At 54.2% G+C, this 16375-nt stretch carries 9 protein-coding genes; 3 read left to right on the top strand and 6 right to left on the bottom strand.

Features of this window, described 5'->3' with window-relative positions; all coding sequences use genetic code 11:
- Position 1 precedes the first annotated feature (1 nt).
- The 5 genes from B5F38_RS04385 to B5F38_RS04405 form a co-directional block, all read right to left on the bottom strand.
- On the bottom strand, positions 2-775 hold the full coding sequence (locus B5F38_RS04385) for a peptidylprolyl isomerase (protein WP_087408094.1): 774 nt from the start codon (positions 773-775) through the stop codon (positions 2-4).
- A gap of 274 nt (positions 776-1049) precedes the next feature.
- On the bottom strand, positions 1050-3638 hold the full coding sequence (locus B5F38_RS04390; protein ID WP_087408095.1) for a choice-of-anchor J domain-containing protein: 2589 nt from the start codon (positions 3636-3638) through the stop codon (positions 1050-1052).
- A gap of 125 nt (positions 3639-3763) precedes the next feature.
- Entirely contained in the window at positions 3764-6346 is a 2583-nt protein-coding gene (locus tag B5F38_RS04395; protein WP_158096840.1) for a choice-of-anchor J domain-containing protein, read from the bottom strand.
- A gap of 17 nt (positions 6347-6363) precedes the next feature.
- Positions 6364-10026, bottom strand: a complete 3663-nt coding sequence (locus tag B5F38_RS04400) for a choice-of-anchor J domain-containing protein (RefSeq protein WP_087408097.1) — start codon at positions 10024-10026, stop codon at positions 6364-6366.
- A 603-nt stretch (positions 10027-10629) separates the two neighbouring features.
- Complete coding sequence (locus B5F38_RS04405; RefSeq protein WP_087408098.1) at positions 10630-11007, bottom strand: hypothetical protein; 378 nt, start codon at positions 11005-11007, stop codon at positions 10630-10632.
- 265 nt (positions 11008-11272) lie between these two features.
- On the opposite strand from B5F38_RS04405, the gene B5F38_RS04415 reads away from it, so the two are divergent.
- From B5F38_RS04415 to B5F38_RS04425, 3 genes are all read left to right on the top strand, one after another.
- The gene (locus B5F38_RS04415) at positions 11273-12235 is read left to right on the top strand and encodes a hypothetical protein (protein ID WP_087408100.1); all 963 of its coding nucleotides are present in this window, start codon (positions 11273-11275) and stop codon (positions 12233-12235) included.
- Positions 12204-14384: a hypothetical protein gene (locus tag B5F38_RS04420; protein WP_241147802.1), complete on the top strand. Its 2181-nt coding sequence runs from the start codon at positions 12204-12206 to the stop codon at positions 14382-14384. The genes B5F38_RS04415 and B5F38_RS04420 overlap by 32 nt, the downstream gene beginning before the upstream one ends.
- Before the next feature lie 136 nt (positions 14385-14520).
- A complete protein-coding gene (locus tag B5F38_RS04425) occupies positions 14521-15171 on the top strand; it encodes a cytidylate kinase-like family protein (RefSeq protein ID WP_087408101.1) in 651 nt (216 codons plus the stop codon).
- A gap of 6 nt (positions 15172-15177) precedes the next feature.
- On the opposite strand, the gene B5F38_RS04430 is transcribed toward B5F38_RS04425, so the two are convergent.
- The gene (locus B5F38_RS04430; protein WP_087408102.1) at positions 15178-16077 is read right to left on the bottom strand and encodes an exopolyphosphatase; all 900 of its coding nucleotides are present in this window, start codon (positions 16075-16077) and stop codon (positions 15178-15180) included.
- Between the last annotated feature and the right edge of the window lie 298 nt (positions 16078-16375).

Below are 16375 nucleotides of genomic sequence, written 5' to 3' on the forward strand. Positions count from 1 at the left end.
CTTACTCCTCGATTTTCATTTTTATGATTTTGACATCGGCCACAGGGCGATCGGCGGCACCGGTCTCGACCTGCTGTATCTTGTTGACCACGTCCATTCCCTCGATTACCTCGCCGAATACGGTATACTCACCATCGAGATGGGGCGTACCGCCCACCGTGGTATAGGCCTCGCGCTGTGCCTGAGTAAAGGTGCGCTTACCCTCACGCTTGATCTGCTCCTGCATCTGGGCTACAAGCGTATCTTGCAAAGCCTGCAACCCCTGCATGTCGCGAGCCTTGCGCATTTTGATAATCTCCTCGCGATGGTTGGCGGCCAAAGCCTGGAATACCGACTGTTGCTGTTGCATCTGCATCTGACGCTCCATCTGGTCGAGTTGCTGCGGGTTGTACACTTTGCCGGTAACGATATAAAACTGCGAGCCCGACGATGCCTTTTCGGGATTCACCTGGTCGCCCTGTCGGGCCGCAGCCAATGCCCCGCGTTTGTGGAAATACTTGGGGTAGACAAACTCGGCCGGGAGGGTATAACCCGGGTCGCCCATGCCCAGCATCTTGCCGGCGGGGGCATTTCGGGAGGTACCGTCGCCTCCCTGTATCATAAACTCGTTGATTACACGATGAAACAGTGTTCCGTCGTAATATCCCTCCTTGACCAGCTTCACGAAGTTGTCGCGATGCGCGGGGGTATCGTCGTACAGTTTCACCTTAATGTCTCCCATTGTAGTCTCCATAAGGACAACTGTCTCCTTATGGCCGTTTGAGGCACAACTCATGTTGAATATTATTAGCGATAAAAAAATAAAACAAATACTCTTATTCATATAACTCCTGTTTAGCCGCGTCGGTGCGAATCATGAAAGTATGCAAATAAAAAAAACATCGGCCGTATGGACCGGGCCGAGCGACTTCTATTACCCGTACTTCATTTACAAAGGTACAAAATTAAATGATTTCTTAACATAGGAAAATAGAAATTTATATTTATCAAAAAAGACGCCCCGGATTCAGTTGTACCGAGGCGCCTTTCATTTGCTTATTTTCAGAGAGTTATCTTATCAGCACTTTTATCGTAGCGGGACCTTTATCGGTGGTAAAATATACCAGATAGAGTCCGGCATCGACCGGGATACAGATGTTTTGCTCGATTTCGGGAATCGAGGCGACCATCTGGCCGGCCGCATTATAGACCGTTGCCGACACCTTCTCGCCCGACATCGGCTCGACCCAGATGGCCCGGTCGCGGCCGTAAACCTTCGCGGCAGGGAGAGCAGCAGACTCTACCCCACTGTACTGGGTGGTGAAGAGATACTCGACCGTTTGCGACTCGCCCGACTCGTAGACCGCCTTGACACCGGCCGTGTAGGTGCCGTCGGGGAGCGACTCGAAGGTGTAGAAGTTGTCGGTTATTGCCGTGGCCTTCGTCTCGCCGTTGAGATAGACGTTGTAGGTAGCCTCGCCCACTTCGGGGGCAGGAGCGTCGACCGCAGGACCTACGTAGAAGTTGTCGACCTTGAGCATCCAACCGTCGTAAGAGACGTAATTGACGGCCAGGTAGACTTCACGATTGACAAAGTCGGGCAGGTCGACCGTCACCTCGTACCAGCCACCCTCCTCGAATGTACACTTATACAGCTCGACAAACGACGAGGGGTCGGTCGACGACTCGGAGGCCAGTACCCGAATCGACTCGGGTATGCCGGTAATCTCGCCCGGATTGCCGTAGACGTGTGCATAGAAGCGCAGCACATACCCTTCGTTGATCTTCTGCTTGGGAGCGATAAGCCAGTCGTCGGAGGCGGCCTGCTGGGCTCCGAAGAACATCACATACTTCTTGCCCCACATCGTGTTGAGGTAGCCGTCGACATCGCACGGAGGTGTCGTGGCTTCGGGATTGAAGATAAAGACAGGCGACTCGCCGGCATCGAATCCCGGGAAGGTGACATTCTGCCCGTTGACCGAGAGCAGATAGTGCTGCAGGCGGTCCTGGTCGTAGGTAACCCAGTCGCCGAAACGGGTGGCAAAGTCGTCGTACTCTTCGAAGCTATCGCTCCAGCCCAAATCCTGATTCCAACGGAAGAGGGCGTCGGTCGTATGGCTGTCTTCACGGTAGGTAAAATCGACCGAAAGGTTGTAGGGTTCGGTAATCTTCTCGACCAGCGAGAGGTCGATGGTCATGTCCCGATCGATATTGACAAAGGTATCGAGCGGCATGTAGCGGTCGTCGTTGATGCCGATTACATACTCGCCCTTCTGCAGCGAGGCAAAGTGCGATAGGCCCGACCGTATGGTGTCGGTCACCTGGTAGCTGCCCGAGAGATAGCTCACGGCAATTCCATCGGCCGACCCTCCGTTGACGGTCACCTGTACCTTGACATCGGCATAGGCCGAGGCTGCCGGAACTTCGATTTGGGTAGTAGCCACCGACGACTCGGAAACCCGGTAGACCGACTTCACACCCAAGGTGTGAACGCCGGCCTCCAGATTATCGAAGAAGAAGGAATTGGTCTGCACCGAACCTACCTCGCGATTGTCGAGATAGACGGTGTAACTTTGCGGGTCGTCGCCAGCCGCTATATTGCGATGACGAATTGCCCGCGGCAACCGCGCCTTTACCTGCGAGGGGTTCAGCTTGGCCGACCCTACGAAAAAGTCGTCGACCATCAACATCCACCCCGCCTGGGTAATATACTGAATGGCTATATAGACATCTCGACCTTCGTATTTCGAGAGGTCATACTCGATTGTACTCCATGCGCTCCACTCTACCGACTCGTAGTTGCCTTGCGTCAACGGGATGAAATCGCTCTCGGCGGTTCCGGTCGTCGAAATCCACACCTTGAAACGCTCGACAGGTGCATCGGCAGCCTTGGCCTTGAAACGCACGACGTTGTTCACTCCCACATGTATCTGGGGCGTGATGGCCCAGTCGTTATTGGTGGTACCGCTGGCCGTGCGGATAAAACCCATGTACTTCTTGCCGCTGTACGACCGCAGTTGCGGTGCGTAGAACCACCACGAGACGGGATAGACATCGCTGCCGTCGGAGGTTACCGAGACATAGGCTTCGTCGGGAGCCACAATCGTGGCATACTGCTTCAGCCCACTGTTGGGATAACCGCCCTGCATGAGTACGGCGGCCGACTCCTGGTCCTTGTCGATACCGGTCCACGGCGTAAGGTCGAGAGTAAACGAGGGGTAGTCTTCAAAATCGTCGAAGAAGTAGTCGGTCTCTTCGTTCCACACCAGCGAGGCATCGTTGGTGCCCGTCTTGGGGTCGTGCGCCAGTACCGCCTGCAGGTTGTAGGGGGTTCGCACCGGCTCTTCCATCACAATCTTGAGCACCGTATCGCTCTGTATGTCGAGCTCGGCATTGTCGTAGGTCTTCAATCCCTCTTTCTCGATAACCAGCCGGTGAATGCCCGGATATATACTTTTCTCGGTATAGACTCCGTTAGCTCCCAATACCCGGTTATAGACCAAACCCGACTCGGTTCGCTCCAGATAAAAGGGGGTTCCGCTCATGTCTTCGCCCGTAACGGAGGTGACCTGCAAGGTGAGCGAAACAGTCTGCTGAGCCATCGCCGCCAGGCCCCAGCCGGCGAGGGTCATTACCAGAGCTAAAATTTTTTTCTTCATTGCTTTTCTATAAAAATTTGGTATTTACGTATCGTTGTCGTGTGCTGTTCGCAAAAGGAACAAAGAGGGCTCCATCGACCAGGAGCCCTCCGGGTATATTCTCCCCCACCCTGCGGGGGTAGACTTTAGCGCTTCATCACCCGTGTCGTAACGACGGTGTCGCCCTGAGTGAGAGTTACGAGATATATGCCAGCAGCCAGGTCGTGCATCGAGAGCGACTCGACATCGGCCGCCTCGCGCACACAGTTGCCAGTCAGGTCGTAGACCCGCACGTGAGCCACACCACCGCTCCAATAGAGGTAATCGGTCGTGGGGTTGGGATAGATGGCCAGACGGGGTTGCGACAGTTCGTCGACGGCCAGGGTGGGCATACCGGCCAGGTCGCCCACATAGATTTCGTCGAGTGAACCGCCCGCAGACGAACCGGCATTCTCGGTGGCGACAAAACGCCAGCGCAGATTCACACTCTTGCCGGCATAGGGAGCCAGCGATACATATTTGTGACGCCACCGGGTGCGGTCCTGGGTATAGGCCAACGTAGTCCAGTTGTCGGCATCGACGGCCCGAATCTCGAAATAGAGGGTACCCTCGGTATCGTCGACCTCGTCGAGCGGCAATTCGGTAACGGCTTCATTTTCATATCCTGTCTCCAACCGGTTGCACAAAGCTCCACCCCAGGCAAAAGAGGCCACCATGTCGCCCGTTGCAGGGAGGACAATGACCGGCGTGGTGAGCGTAGACTCCTCGCCGGCATAGTTGTGCCATACCGAGGCCGAATATTCTCCGGCATATGGGCCGATATTGTTCGATTTCCACTGCTGTATGCCATCGCCCTGATGATTGGCGGCCCAACCCATGGGCGGCACGGCACCCGTCTCGAATCCTTGGGTGTAGGGGAAGTCGCGAATCGACTGGTCGGCCATGGTGGTAAACGACCAGGTGGCAACCTCGTTGCACTTACCTACGGCATTGTAAGGTACAACTTTCCAATAATAGGTCGTGGCAGGTGTGAGCATGGGAATCGTATAGGATACCGAAGCGTTTCCATCGAGCAGAATGCCATCGAGCAGCGAAGTGGGATTGTTTTCATCGGTTCCTACCGAGAGTTCATACCCCTCGGCAAAAAGGGAGGGCTCCCACGAAAGGGTGAGCCGTGCGTAGTCGACATCGGTAGCTCCGTTGGCAGGAGTGGGCGTAGTGATAGCCAGGGGAAGGTCGCCCACGCCATAGAGTTTGGGCAATACCACATTGTCGAAATAGATGTCGGTCACCACCATGTTGTCGAGGCCGCCGTCGCCGATTTCGAACTCGTAGGTCCAGCGCAGATAGACATCGTCGCTCACTACGAAGTTGCCGTCCCGGTCTTTGATTTCAATCTCTTTTTGTACCCACTCGTTGTAGCGGCTGTCGTCGAGCGAACACCACAACTCGGTCCAATCGGTGTCGGAACCCTTCTTGTAATAGCAAATGAAGTAGGTGGTGGGAAGGAACGAGTCGTCGATATACTCCTCGCCGGTGGTTTCGATGTAATCGAATTTCACCTTACCGTTCCCGGCCGAGAGGTCGAGACGGGGCGAAACGATGTCGCAGGTAGTCATGCCGCCCACGGTTACCGACTTCACACCCGAGGTAGCTATGCCCTCGATCGTGCGCCAGCCTTCGTTGCGCGACCAACCGGCCGGCGGGAAGATGTCGCCCTCGAAACTCTCGAGCGTATACCCCTCTTCGAGCATCACTTTGGTTCCCGAGAGGTTGACCGAAAGGGTTCCGCCATTGGTGTGAATCTTCATTACCGTGCTGCGGGCCCCTTCGACCGTGGGGTTGTAGTTGATGCGATACTCAACCTCTTCGCCCCGCTTCAGCGACACCGTGGCGGGATCGAGCGTGGTAGAGAAGTCGGTACCCTCGAGGCCTTCGATACCGGTGATGGTCAAGACACCGTACCCGATGTTGCGAAGCGTCATGGGCTCGGACTGAGCCAGATAACCGATGTAGGAGTTGGAGAAGGCATACGACGTAGAGCCTTCGACCTCGGGAAGCTGCTCAATCTTCTGATTCCCCACCTTCACATCGTCGACAGCCAGCGTGGCAGCGGTGTAGTTCTTGTACAACACCGACTGAAAATAGAAGGCAATCGACACGTTTTTACCCTCATAAGCCTTCAGACTTATGTTGGGAGTCAGTTTCTGCCAGTTAGCCACACTGCCGGTAGCCGTTCTATCCCACGGCCAGGGCAGACCCGAGTTTTCTATATCTTCCTGTGAAGCCACATCCCAAAGGTCGTTCCAGGAGGCTCCGTTGTCGGTCGATACCTTGATAACGAAACGACCGTATGTTTTTTCAGACGGGAGAAAAGCCGAGGCATTGCACCAGAAGACAAACGACAGTGTAGCATCTTGAGCTATATTTACAACCGGAGTAATGAGCCACTCCTCCTTCGAGATACCGGCTGCACCTTCGGAATAATTGCTTACTACCTCGGCACAACCCGACCCGGCGATGGGCGACCCCGTGATTTCGTTCCAATTCAAATCCCAATGTGCAAAGGCCATCGCCTCGAGGTTATCCGGCAGTTCGGTACCTGTGACAGTCCACCCTTGCGGCGGGAAATTCTGACTCTCGAAATTCTCGTTCAACACAAGATTTTCAGCGGCAAAAGCCCCTGCGCTGCCAATCAGCAGCGCGAGGGAAAGAAAAAGTTTTTTCATAGTAAACATAGTTTCGATTACTTTTTAACGATTTGGGTGGTTCGATGCTCACCGGCAGTTTGTACCGTCACCAGATATACTCCAGGAGCCAGCGCCGACATGTCGAGACTCTCGACCTGCTGAGCGGACAATACCTGTTTGCCCGTAATATCGGTAACGACTACACGGTCGCACGTTTCCTTGAAATAGAGCGTAGATGCCACCGGGTTGGGATAAACCTCGAGGCAATCGCCGTTCACCTCGTCGATACCCGAACCGTCGGTAATATTGAGTACAATCTCCTGTACCGTAGTTTTGGAGCCGTCGGTCACCGAAAGTTTCATAATAATCTCTTCGGCCTGTCCGGGGATACCCGACAATGTACCGCCGTTGGTACCCGGGGTATGGGTAATCCAGAAGGGTTTGCCTTGCAGCGTCACGGTCAAGGCATCGCCATCGGGATCGGCTACGGCATAGTTGTAGGTCCAGCGTTTGCCCACGGTAGCGGTAGTCTCGGGCACCGTAGTAAAGTAGGGCGCATTGTTGTCGCTGGCTACGTATTCGAAATTCTCGAAATAGAAGTCGTCGAAGAAGGTGACAAAGCCCTGACCCGGCGTATTGTTGCGGATGGCCACGTAGATGGGTTGTCCGGCATATTGACTCAGGTCGACATCAAACTCGGTCCACGACGTCTGGCTGTCGCTGTTGTTCTTGTGGGGTACCTGTACCGATTCGAATCCCGAAACGGGCGAGAAGCTCGACACGGCATTGTCGGTGGTACTTACCAGTACGGTGAGGGCGGCAAAGGGGTGATAGGTATTGTCGCCGTCGTACGACTTGGCATAGAAGCGGAAGTGTGCATCGTCGCGAGCGGTCATCTGGTCGCTGATAATCCAGTCGACAGCCTCGGAAGCATCACTGGCAGCCATGGTAGCCAACAGTTGGTCGCCCGAGCGGGGATAGATGTTGCGCCAGTCGGCACCGTCGGGTTCGGGCAATTGGTTGATGACGATGTAGGCATAGGCGGTACCGATGTTGGGATAGTTGATCATCACCGGCGAAACCGTAGCGGCGTGGTCGGCATCGACCGTGGTAAAGCCTTTGGGAGCAATGGAGCCGAACTCGTCGTCTTCGAAACTGAAGTAGCGGGTGTACCTGCTCAGAGCATTACCCGATACGGGGAGCGAAATGGAAGGAGCGTTGTCGAAGGTGATGGTCATCTCGTCTTCGACCAGGGCCGAGGTGGTTCCGGCTGCAAAGGTGATGTTGAAGTCGACACTCTCGCGGCTGTCCAGTACCAGGTCTTTGTGCAACGAGGTAGAGAAGTTGGAACTGCGGAACGATACCCCGGTTATTGTCATCGCCTCTTCACCGTCGTTCAAGAGGTTCAGCATTTTGGAGGTAACGGCCTTGTTGTAGTTGACATCGCCGGCCTCCCACGAGGATACGTTGATGACGGCCTTACCGGCAGAGGGAGCCTCTTCGAGCAGAATCTTGTCGAGCGAAGCACCCGAACCCATATAGTCGACCGTGCTGTAACGCCAGCGGAAGTTCACCGTCTTGCCCCGGTAATCGGAGAGGACGATGCGTTGGCGTTCCCAGCTTTGCCCCTCATCCTGAGCTGCCGAGATGAATGCCAACTGGTGCCAAGCGTTATCAACTTTGATTTCGAAATAGAGCGTATCCTTATTGATGGTGGTCGTGCCTTGTACCGATTTGCTCAATCCGGCCGGTACGGCATTGCCCCAATAGAAACTGATCTGCATGTCCTTATCGGCAGGCAATGCAAAGGCAGGCGTCTGCAGAATGCCCTGCTGATGGGAACCGCCGGCCGAAATGTAGGCCGAGCCCTTGCCGTCGTACGTGGTGTAGTTGGTCAAATCCCATTCGGTATACCCCTCGCCGATGTTGCGCCAGCCCAGCGGCGGGAATGTCTCGCCTTCAAAGCCTTCGCTCCAGGGGAAGGTGCTCACGGTCTGGTCGGCCAGCGTGGTGAAACTCCATACCTCGGGCGAAGGCGTTTCACCTGCTTCGTTGCAGGCAACGACTTTCCAGTAATAGGTAGTAGCATAGTCGAGTACGGGGAGGGCATAGGAACACTCGGTCACCTCGGCACCATTGACTACCGAGAAGTCGGTAGCCGATTTTCCTACATACACCTTATAGGTCTGTGCAAACTGTACACCACCCCAGGTAAGTACGAGCTCTTCGTTGAAGACATCGACAGCCCCATTCTCGGGCGAAGGAGTCGTAGCAGCCCCAGGTATCGAAGAGCTACCGTAATAGGGCGGCAAGATTACATCGTCGAGGAAAGTCGTAGAGTACTCGGGCAGGTCGTCCCAACCGCCGGTCGACAAATCGACGTCGAGCACATATTTGAACATCACATAGCAGTTGTCCGAAGCCGGAGTACCCAGGTCGACAGTCAGGTGCTCCCAACGGTTGATGGAGTCGCAAGAGGCAATCTGGGTCCAGGTAGCCTTACCGTCTTTGGAGAAATAGACCTCGAAACCGCTCTCGGACGTAACGGCATCGTCGGCCGTAGGTTCCCACACGTTGGCATAGTTGAACTGCAACTCATACGACCCTTCGGAACAGTCGAGACGAGGGGTTACCAGCGTGGGGTTGTTCTCGGCAAAACTACACGAGGCGGAGTAGTCGCCCGAGGTAGCATAGGCTCGTCCCTGAGACCAGCCCTCGTCAGCCGTCCAGCCCAACGGCGGGAAGGTGCCGCCCTCGAAACTTTCGAGATTGTAGTTGTCGGGAAGAATGATTTTAGTTCCCTCCAAAGCGATGGAGACATCGCCGCCATTGGTGTGAATCGTCATCGTGGCCGACTTGGCGCTCAAGGCCGAAGAGGGAGTATAGCGTACATAAAATTCATATTCGGCACCCGGTTTTATCGAAACATCGGCCGGGACCAAATCGGTAGAGAAATCGGTACCGTCGAGTCCCGAAATGCCGGTTACGGTAAGTGAACCTACACCCTTGTTGCTGAGGGCAAACTTGTCGGACCACTTGCCTACCCCGATGTAGGTACCCGGGAATACATACGAGGTGGGAGTTACTTCGGCTATGGGAGCCTCGATAGCAGCACCCGATTCGACTACCACATCGTCGACCCAGGCACAATTACCTTTACCCGAACCGCTCACCAGCAGGCAATGGACAAAGGCTATCTTTATTGTCTTGCCGGCATAAGCCTTCAGGCTGAGCAACGACGAGTTTACCGTCCAGGCAGTCCAGGGATAGACTACACCACTGTTCTCGACCTGTTCCTGATTGAGAAACGAGAAGATGGTCGTCCACGACTCCCCGTCGTTGTCGCTCACGCGCACCTGCAAGTCGTATTCGTTTTTGAAAGCGGCAGCCGACGCCCCTTCCCACAGGAACGACAAATTGTAATTGGTATTGCTCAACGTAATTGCCGGAGAGATAATCCACTCCTCCTTTACCGGTTCAACAGGATCCCACGATCCGCCGTCACAAAACAGACTTATCGAGCCAGAAAGCGCCGACCGCCCCGTCTCGAGAGTCCAATGGTAAATGGCACCCTCCTGGGTATCGTTTACTACCGTCCAGCCATTCGCTGGGAAATTGGTTGCCGACCAAGATTCAAAATTCTCGTTCAGCAAAACCTCTGCTCGCAATCCCACTATAAACAGGAAGAAAGCACAAATAAGCGTAATTCTCTTTGCCATCGTAAATATATTATTAGGTTTATTATGAAATTACATTACATGCAAAAACCAACAAAATATTACAACTATTTATTCATCTCTTGCAAATATAAAAAATTATTCGGAATAAACCTATATTTTCTATAAAAATATCACCATATAAAGCCGTATTTTTTAAACTTAGAATATTTATACAAGATAAAACAAATGTTATTTTTATAAAATTATAACTATTCCAATTGAGCTTTACAGTCAAATCCTGCGTAAGTATAGAAATTATTTCAAGTCTATTTAGCTATATAAACAATTAAGAATCACCCATATAAAAATTTATTCCACCAAAAGCGGCTACTAACAAAAAAATACTTCAAGAGTAAAAATCGCTACAAAAAGATTGATTTTATCGAGCAAAAACAACAAACATAAAAATCTCCAAGAAAAGCCAGAAGGGGGACAGGATAAATGGCCGGGAAGAAAACGGAGATGCCTTACAAGGGAAGAACAGGAGAGAGGAGCATCAGAAACAAGAACGCCGCCTCCTGCCCTGCTGCGAGCAGAAAAGCGGCGTATCGTCCATACGGATAACCGGGTAGATGCCGAGTTGTACCTTATTATATAATACAATTACATCACATCGTTGGCATAGACCCGCTTGTAAATACGGCGGAAATTGTCGCTCTGCCGATTCAACTCATCGACATGCGTCTTATAATCCTCGCCCCAAATACCCGACAGCAAATCGACAATGTATTTGTGTTCACGATCCTTTTGGAGCGAAGCGGCAATGAGCTTATCGATAATCTCCCTGTATTTGTCGGGGCCGGTGGCATGCAGATAGAGCGCAGCACTCACGGTAATCTGGCCGGTGAGGTCGACCCGGATGATATTGTCGGCCAAAGCAGGCATATCGTCGTCGCAGGTACCCATGTGGTTGGCAATATACTCATAGGTGAGCAGGCCATCGGTATCGCTGCTTAATATCTTTTTCAAATCGTTATTCATAGTTTGCCTTCTTTTGAATGACACAAATTAAATAAAAACTTTTGTCGCCACAAAATATTTCATAAAACAGTTTGTGCGAGGAGGCCAAAAAGCCTCACTTTTCGAAGCAGATTCCCAACCCAAGGAGCCTTCTTTACGAAATAGGTCGCACAGAAGCATTTCATACAGCCCGATAGCCATTTCGTACAGTCGGACCAAAAACAGTGCTGTCCATGCAACCATTTCACCATCTTTGCAACAGACTCCTCAAAAACAAAAACAAACTATGAAACTGCTACACCCCATCGGCCTGGTACTAATCGCGACAAGTGTGCTTATCGCGGGATGCACACGCCAGAACAAGACAACCGCGGAGTTTGCGAAACACAACTCGGTCTATTACTGGAAAACGACCTTTGCCCCCGACTCGGCCGAACGAGCCTTCCTGGCAGAGCACGACATCGACCGCATCTACCTGCACATGTTCGATGTGGCCGTAGAGCCCGACTACGAGACCGGCGGCTCCGAAGTCGTGCCCATCGCCACGACTCGGTTCGAAGCACGGGTACCCGACGAGATAGAGATTGTACCGGTCGCCTATATCACCCTCGACGCCCTGCGGGCCATGGCGGGGAAAGAGCGGAAGTTCGCCCCCCTCATCGTCGACCGGCTGCTGGCCATGAGTTCGTATAACGAGTGCGGAAAGATAAACGAGATACAACTCGATTGCGACTGGACGGCATCGACCCGCGAGAGCTACGCCGTGTTGTGCCAGACGGTCAGAGACCCGTTGCAGAAAAAGGAGATAGAGCTGAGCATAACCGTGCGGCTGCATCAGTTGCGCGAACCGGCACCCCCGGCCGACCGGGGTGTACTGATGCTGTACAACACGGGGGCATTGAAGGGGCACGACACCCGTAACTCGATACTGGACATCGCCGATGTAAAACCCTATATGACCCGGAAACGGTACCCGATTCCCCTGGACTATGCCTACCCCGTATTCGGCTGGGGTGTCAAATTCGAGGGAGAAAAATTCGTATCGATTGTGACCGAGGCCGACACGGTGTCGCAGCCCGGCGAGTCGGTGCGGCGAGAGCGGCCTGCCGCAGCCGAAATAGTAGCCGTCAAGAAGCTGGTCGAAAGCTATTTGGGCCAACCGGCAAGCGGCAACCTGCTGTATCACCTGGATTATGCACAACTCAAACACTACACCCATGAAGAGATCGATCAGATTCTTGGCCGTTAGTCTGGCCGCTCTGTTTACCAGCCACGAAGTTGCTGCCTGCTGGGAGCCCTGGTATGCCCCGGAAGAGTATTATATGTATAGAGTGTATGAGTCCGATTCTGCCGACCCATCGCCCCTCCGGGAGGACGAGGAGAATTGCCGGGAGTGGCAGCGGCTAACCTCGCCCGATATTCCTACGGCCGATATTTACCAAGCCGTATACAAGATGCCGCTCGAGGAGCTCGAACGGGTAGAGACTCACCGAATGGGAAAACACGACAACCCTTTCGTCGCGTGGATTGCCCAACGCGATACGGCCCTGCTCGACTTCCTGCTGCTGGCCAAGACCAACGAGTACATCCGCCTGAAGCGCAACTCGCGCTGGTACTACCCTTCGATGAAAATCGGGGCACGTATGACGCTCGAAGAGGTGGCCGAACATGCCCTGTCGAACCGGGAACCCAGACTGCGCGACCGCTATCTGTTGCAAGCAGTACGGGCACTCTTCACGCTGGGGCGATACGAGAGCTGCATCGACCTGTGGGAGTCGGAGGTGTCGCGACTGCCGGCCGACAACCTGATGCGCCGCCTGATCGAGCCCTACATAGCGGGGGCCGAGGTACGCACGGGACAAGCCGAGAAGGCTCTCCCCTACTTTGCCCGGACCGGTGACGTGGGCTCCATTCTCTTCTACACGGGGCAAGGCAGCAAGAATGTGTCGACCGTCGACGCCCTCTCGCTCGTGTGCCAATATGCACCGAACAGCCCTTACATAACTCAGACGTTGCAGAGCTACATACGCAGTCTCGAGGTGCCCGACACCTTCTATCCCTGCGATACGGCAGCGATCCGGGCCGAAAAGGCGAAGCTGCATGACCTGTGTATGAAGATGGCCCGCAACAAAGAGACGGAGGTACCGGCCATGTGGTACTACACGGCCGCCTTCCTGTCGGGCCTCGACGGAGAGACCAGCCAGGCCTATCGACTGCTGCGGCTGGCCGAGCGGGCCCGGTCGAACCCGTTTATCGACGCGTCTATCAAAGTATTCCGCATCTACCTCGATGCCCGCACACAACCCTGTAACCGGGCTTACGAGAGGCGACTGTTCCAGCAACTCGAGTGGCTCGACAAGCAAATCGTAAACCACCTGACCGACCCGGTACGCGACGAGACCACCCACGGGTACAAGCTGATACGATGCGCCAGCTTTTACTACTGGAACGACATGATGCGCCGCATCGTGCTGTCGGAGGTATGCCCCCGCATGCTCCAGGCCGACCAAACGACCCGGGCGCTGCAACTGGCCAACATGGCCGACAACCGGCTGCTGGGAGTCGTAGGCAAACAAGAAGTGACACTTGTCACAACCGACGAAAACGGAGACTCTCGGTTTGTGCAACAGGTATTGCCGCTGGACAAGTACCGATACTCGGGCGAGTTCAACGCATACGATTACAGCAACCACTTTTTCGAGATGATCGACAGCCTCGGGACCGACGCCGCCATCGCCTACGTGCGGCGGGTGCAACGGCCGCAAACGGCATTCGACCGATTCCTCAACGCCCGGGGCTACACGGGCAACGACTACCTCAACGACATAGCGGGCACGCAATGCCTGCGCGCCATGCGATACGGCGAGGCCATCGGCTATCTGGGTGCCGTGAGCGAGGCCTACAAGCGCCACCTCAACGTAGAGGCGAAATACGACCCCTTCGCCGTACGGGCTACCTCGACCGAAAATCCCGCCGATTTCAAATTTGCCTTTGCCCGGGAGATGCATTCGCTGGAGCAGAACATGCAGACGACCCGGGAGCCCAACCGCAAAGCCCGGCTGATGGTGCGCTATGCCATCGGGCTGCGCAACTCGTTCGACCGTTGCTGGAGCCTGACCCAATACTACCGGGGCAGCTGCTACTGGGGGCAGGTGTGCGAGAAGCGCGACTGGGAAAACAACCGATATACCCGCGCGGCCCTGGCCCGAGCCGAAGCCCTCGTACGGCAGGCTACCGACCTGATTACCGACGACGAAACGGGAGCCGACATACACTACACCCTGTGCAACTTCCGCACCGTGGCCCGGCGATACCCCCACACCCAAAAAGGGAAACTGGTTCGGGGTCATTGCGACCATCTGGCTGACTATCACGCCGAAAAGGTCGGACGTCGTTGAACCGGACCTTTTGCCGATGAAGCCCTGAACGACACATCGAAAAGCAGCCAAGCACGCAAAAAAAATATATCGGGATATAGGATTTCCTATTTTTTTAATGTAAGTTTGTTGGATAATCGAATCTATACACGACATTATGAACAACAACCTCATCATCACCATAGGCCGGCAATTCGGCAGCGGCGGCCGTGAAATCGGCAAGCGGCTCTCCGAACTGTTCGGTATCGCCTACTACGACAAGGAATTGATAAACGAAGCCTCGAAGTCGAGCGGACTCAGCACCGAATATTTCGAGAAGGCCGACGAACGCGCCCCGAGCGCCCTGCTCAATTCGTTCTCGATCAACTGGCTCACGGGGGCCGGAGGCTTGTGGGGCGACGGAGGTTTGTCGAATGAATACATCTTCAAATTCCAGTCCGACGTAATCCGCAAACTGGCCGAGACCCAATCGTGCGTAATCGTAGGACGATGTGCCGACTATATCCTGCGCCAATATCCACGATGCTACAACGTGTTCATACACGCGCCGCTCGAGGATCGCATTGCCCGCATACTGAGCCGCTCGCAAGGAATGACACGCAAGGAGGCCATCGAACTGGCCGAAAAGAAAAACAAACTGCGCGCCGCCTACTACAACTTCTATACCGACAAGGGTTGGGGGGTATCGTCGTCGTACGACCTGTCGATAGACTCGTCGATACTGGGCAGCGAAGAGACGGCTCTCTTCATACGCGACTTTATCCTGAAGAAAGACCAACGTCCCAAGTGGGAGAAGAAGAAAAAATAGAAGCCCTTACTTTTTGTGCATCTCCAGATAATCGGAGCAGAGCGAATAGATGATACCGTCGACGATACCGATGGTAGGCACCCATATCTCCTGCGCGCCGATGTGTGTGGCTATCTGCAGATAGATGTCGGCTGCAGGCACAATGACGTCGGCACGGTCGGGCTTGAGGCCGAAACGCTCGATGCGCTCGACAATGGGATAGCTGTTGAGCTCGTTTCTCAACTCGAGCAGGCGCTCTACGGTGAGGGGCTCGCGAGCCGGTATTTTGGCCAGATGGTGCAGCTTGTTGATGTTCCCGCCCGAACCGATGATGGAGATTCGGGGATATGACTCTTTCACCCGCCTCAAGTCGCGGTACATGCGGAAGAGTTCGCTGCGGCTCAACTTCTTGTTGAGGATACGCACCGTACCGATGTTGTACGACTGGGACTGCAACAACGAGCGGTTGCTGATGATGCTCACCTCGGTACTGCCACCACCTACATCGACATAGACAAAATTGCCCTCCTGCTCAAACTGGTCGACAATGTGGCTGTCGTAGACGATACGAGCCTCTTCGAGACCGTCGATAACCTCGATGTGAATGCCGCTCTTTTCGGAGATATAGCGCACGATTTCGGCCCCGTTCGACGAGTCGCGCATGGCCGAGGTGGCACAGGCCCGGTAGGAGACTACGTTATAGACCTGCATCAACTGCGAGAAGGCGTGCATGAGTCGCAGCAGCTTCTCGGTCTTCTCGGTAGAGATACGCCCTTTGGTAAAGGTATCTTGCCCCAACCGCAACGGCACACGCACGATGAAGACCTTGGATAAATCGGTTACGTTCTCATCCGGATTGATACCCTTGATAAGCAGTCGCACGGCATTGGAGCCAATATCTATTGCAGCAAAATTGAGTTTGTCCATAAAGCCTATCTCCTTTCTGAGCGAAGATACGCATTTATCCCGTATGTTGAACGTCGCAAAGGCAAGAATATCGCCCCCGCCCCCCTATTTTTTGCATGTACGGCTCACCCCCGACTCAACCATTTGCCCCGCTCGCATGTTATACTCAGGTACAAACTCAGGCGCAAAACAGTGATTGGTTATGCTTGGGCAATGCGCCTTCTACCCCGCACCAAGGGGGCAAGGAGGCCCCTCCTGTTTTATTATCAGGTATTTATCAATAGTCGGGAAGGGCCTCCTTCTTTCAAAGAGTATCATC

This window comes from Barnesiella sp. An22 (genome assembly GCF_002159975.1).
Classification (GTDB): Bacteria; Bacteroidota; Bacteroidia; order Bacteroidales; family Barnesiellaceae; genus Barnesiella; species Barnesiella merdigallinarum.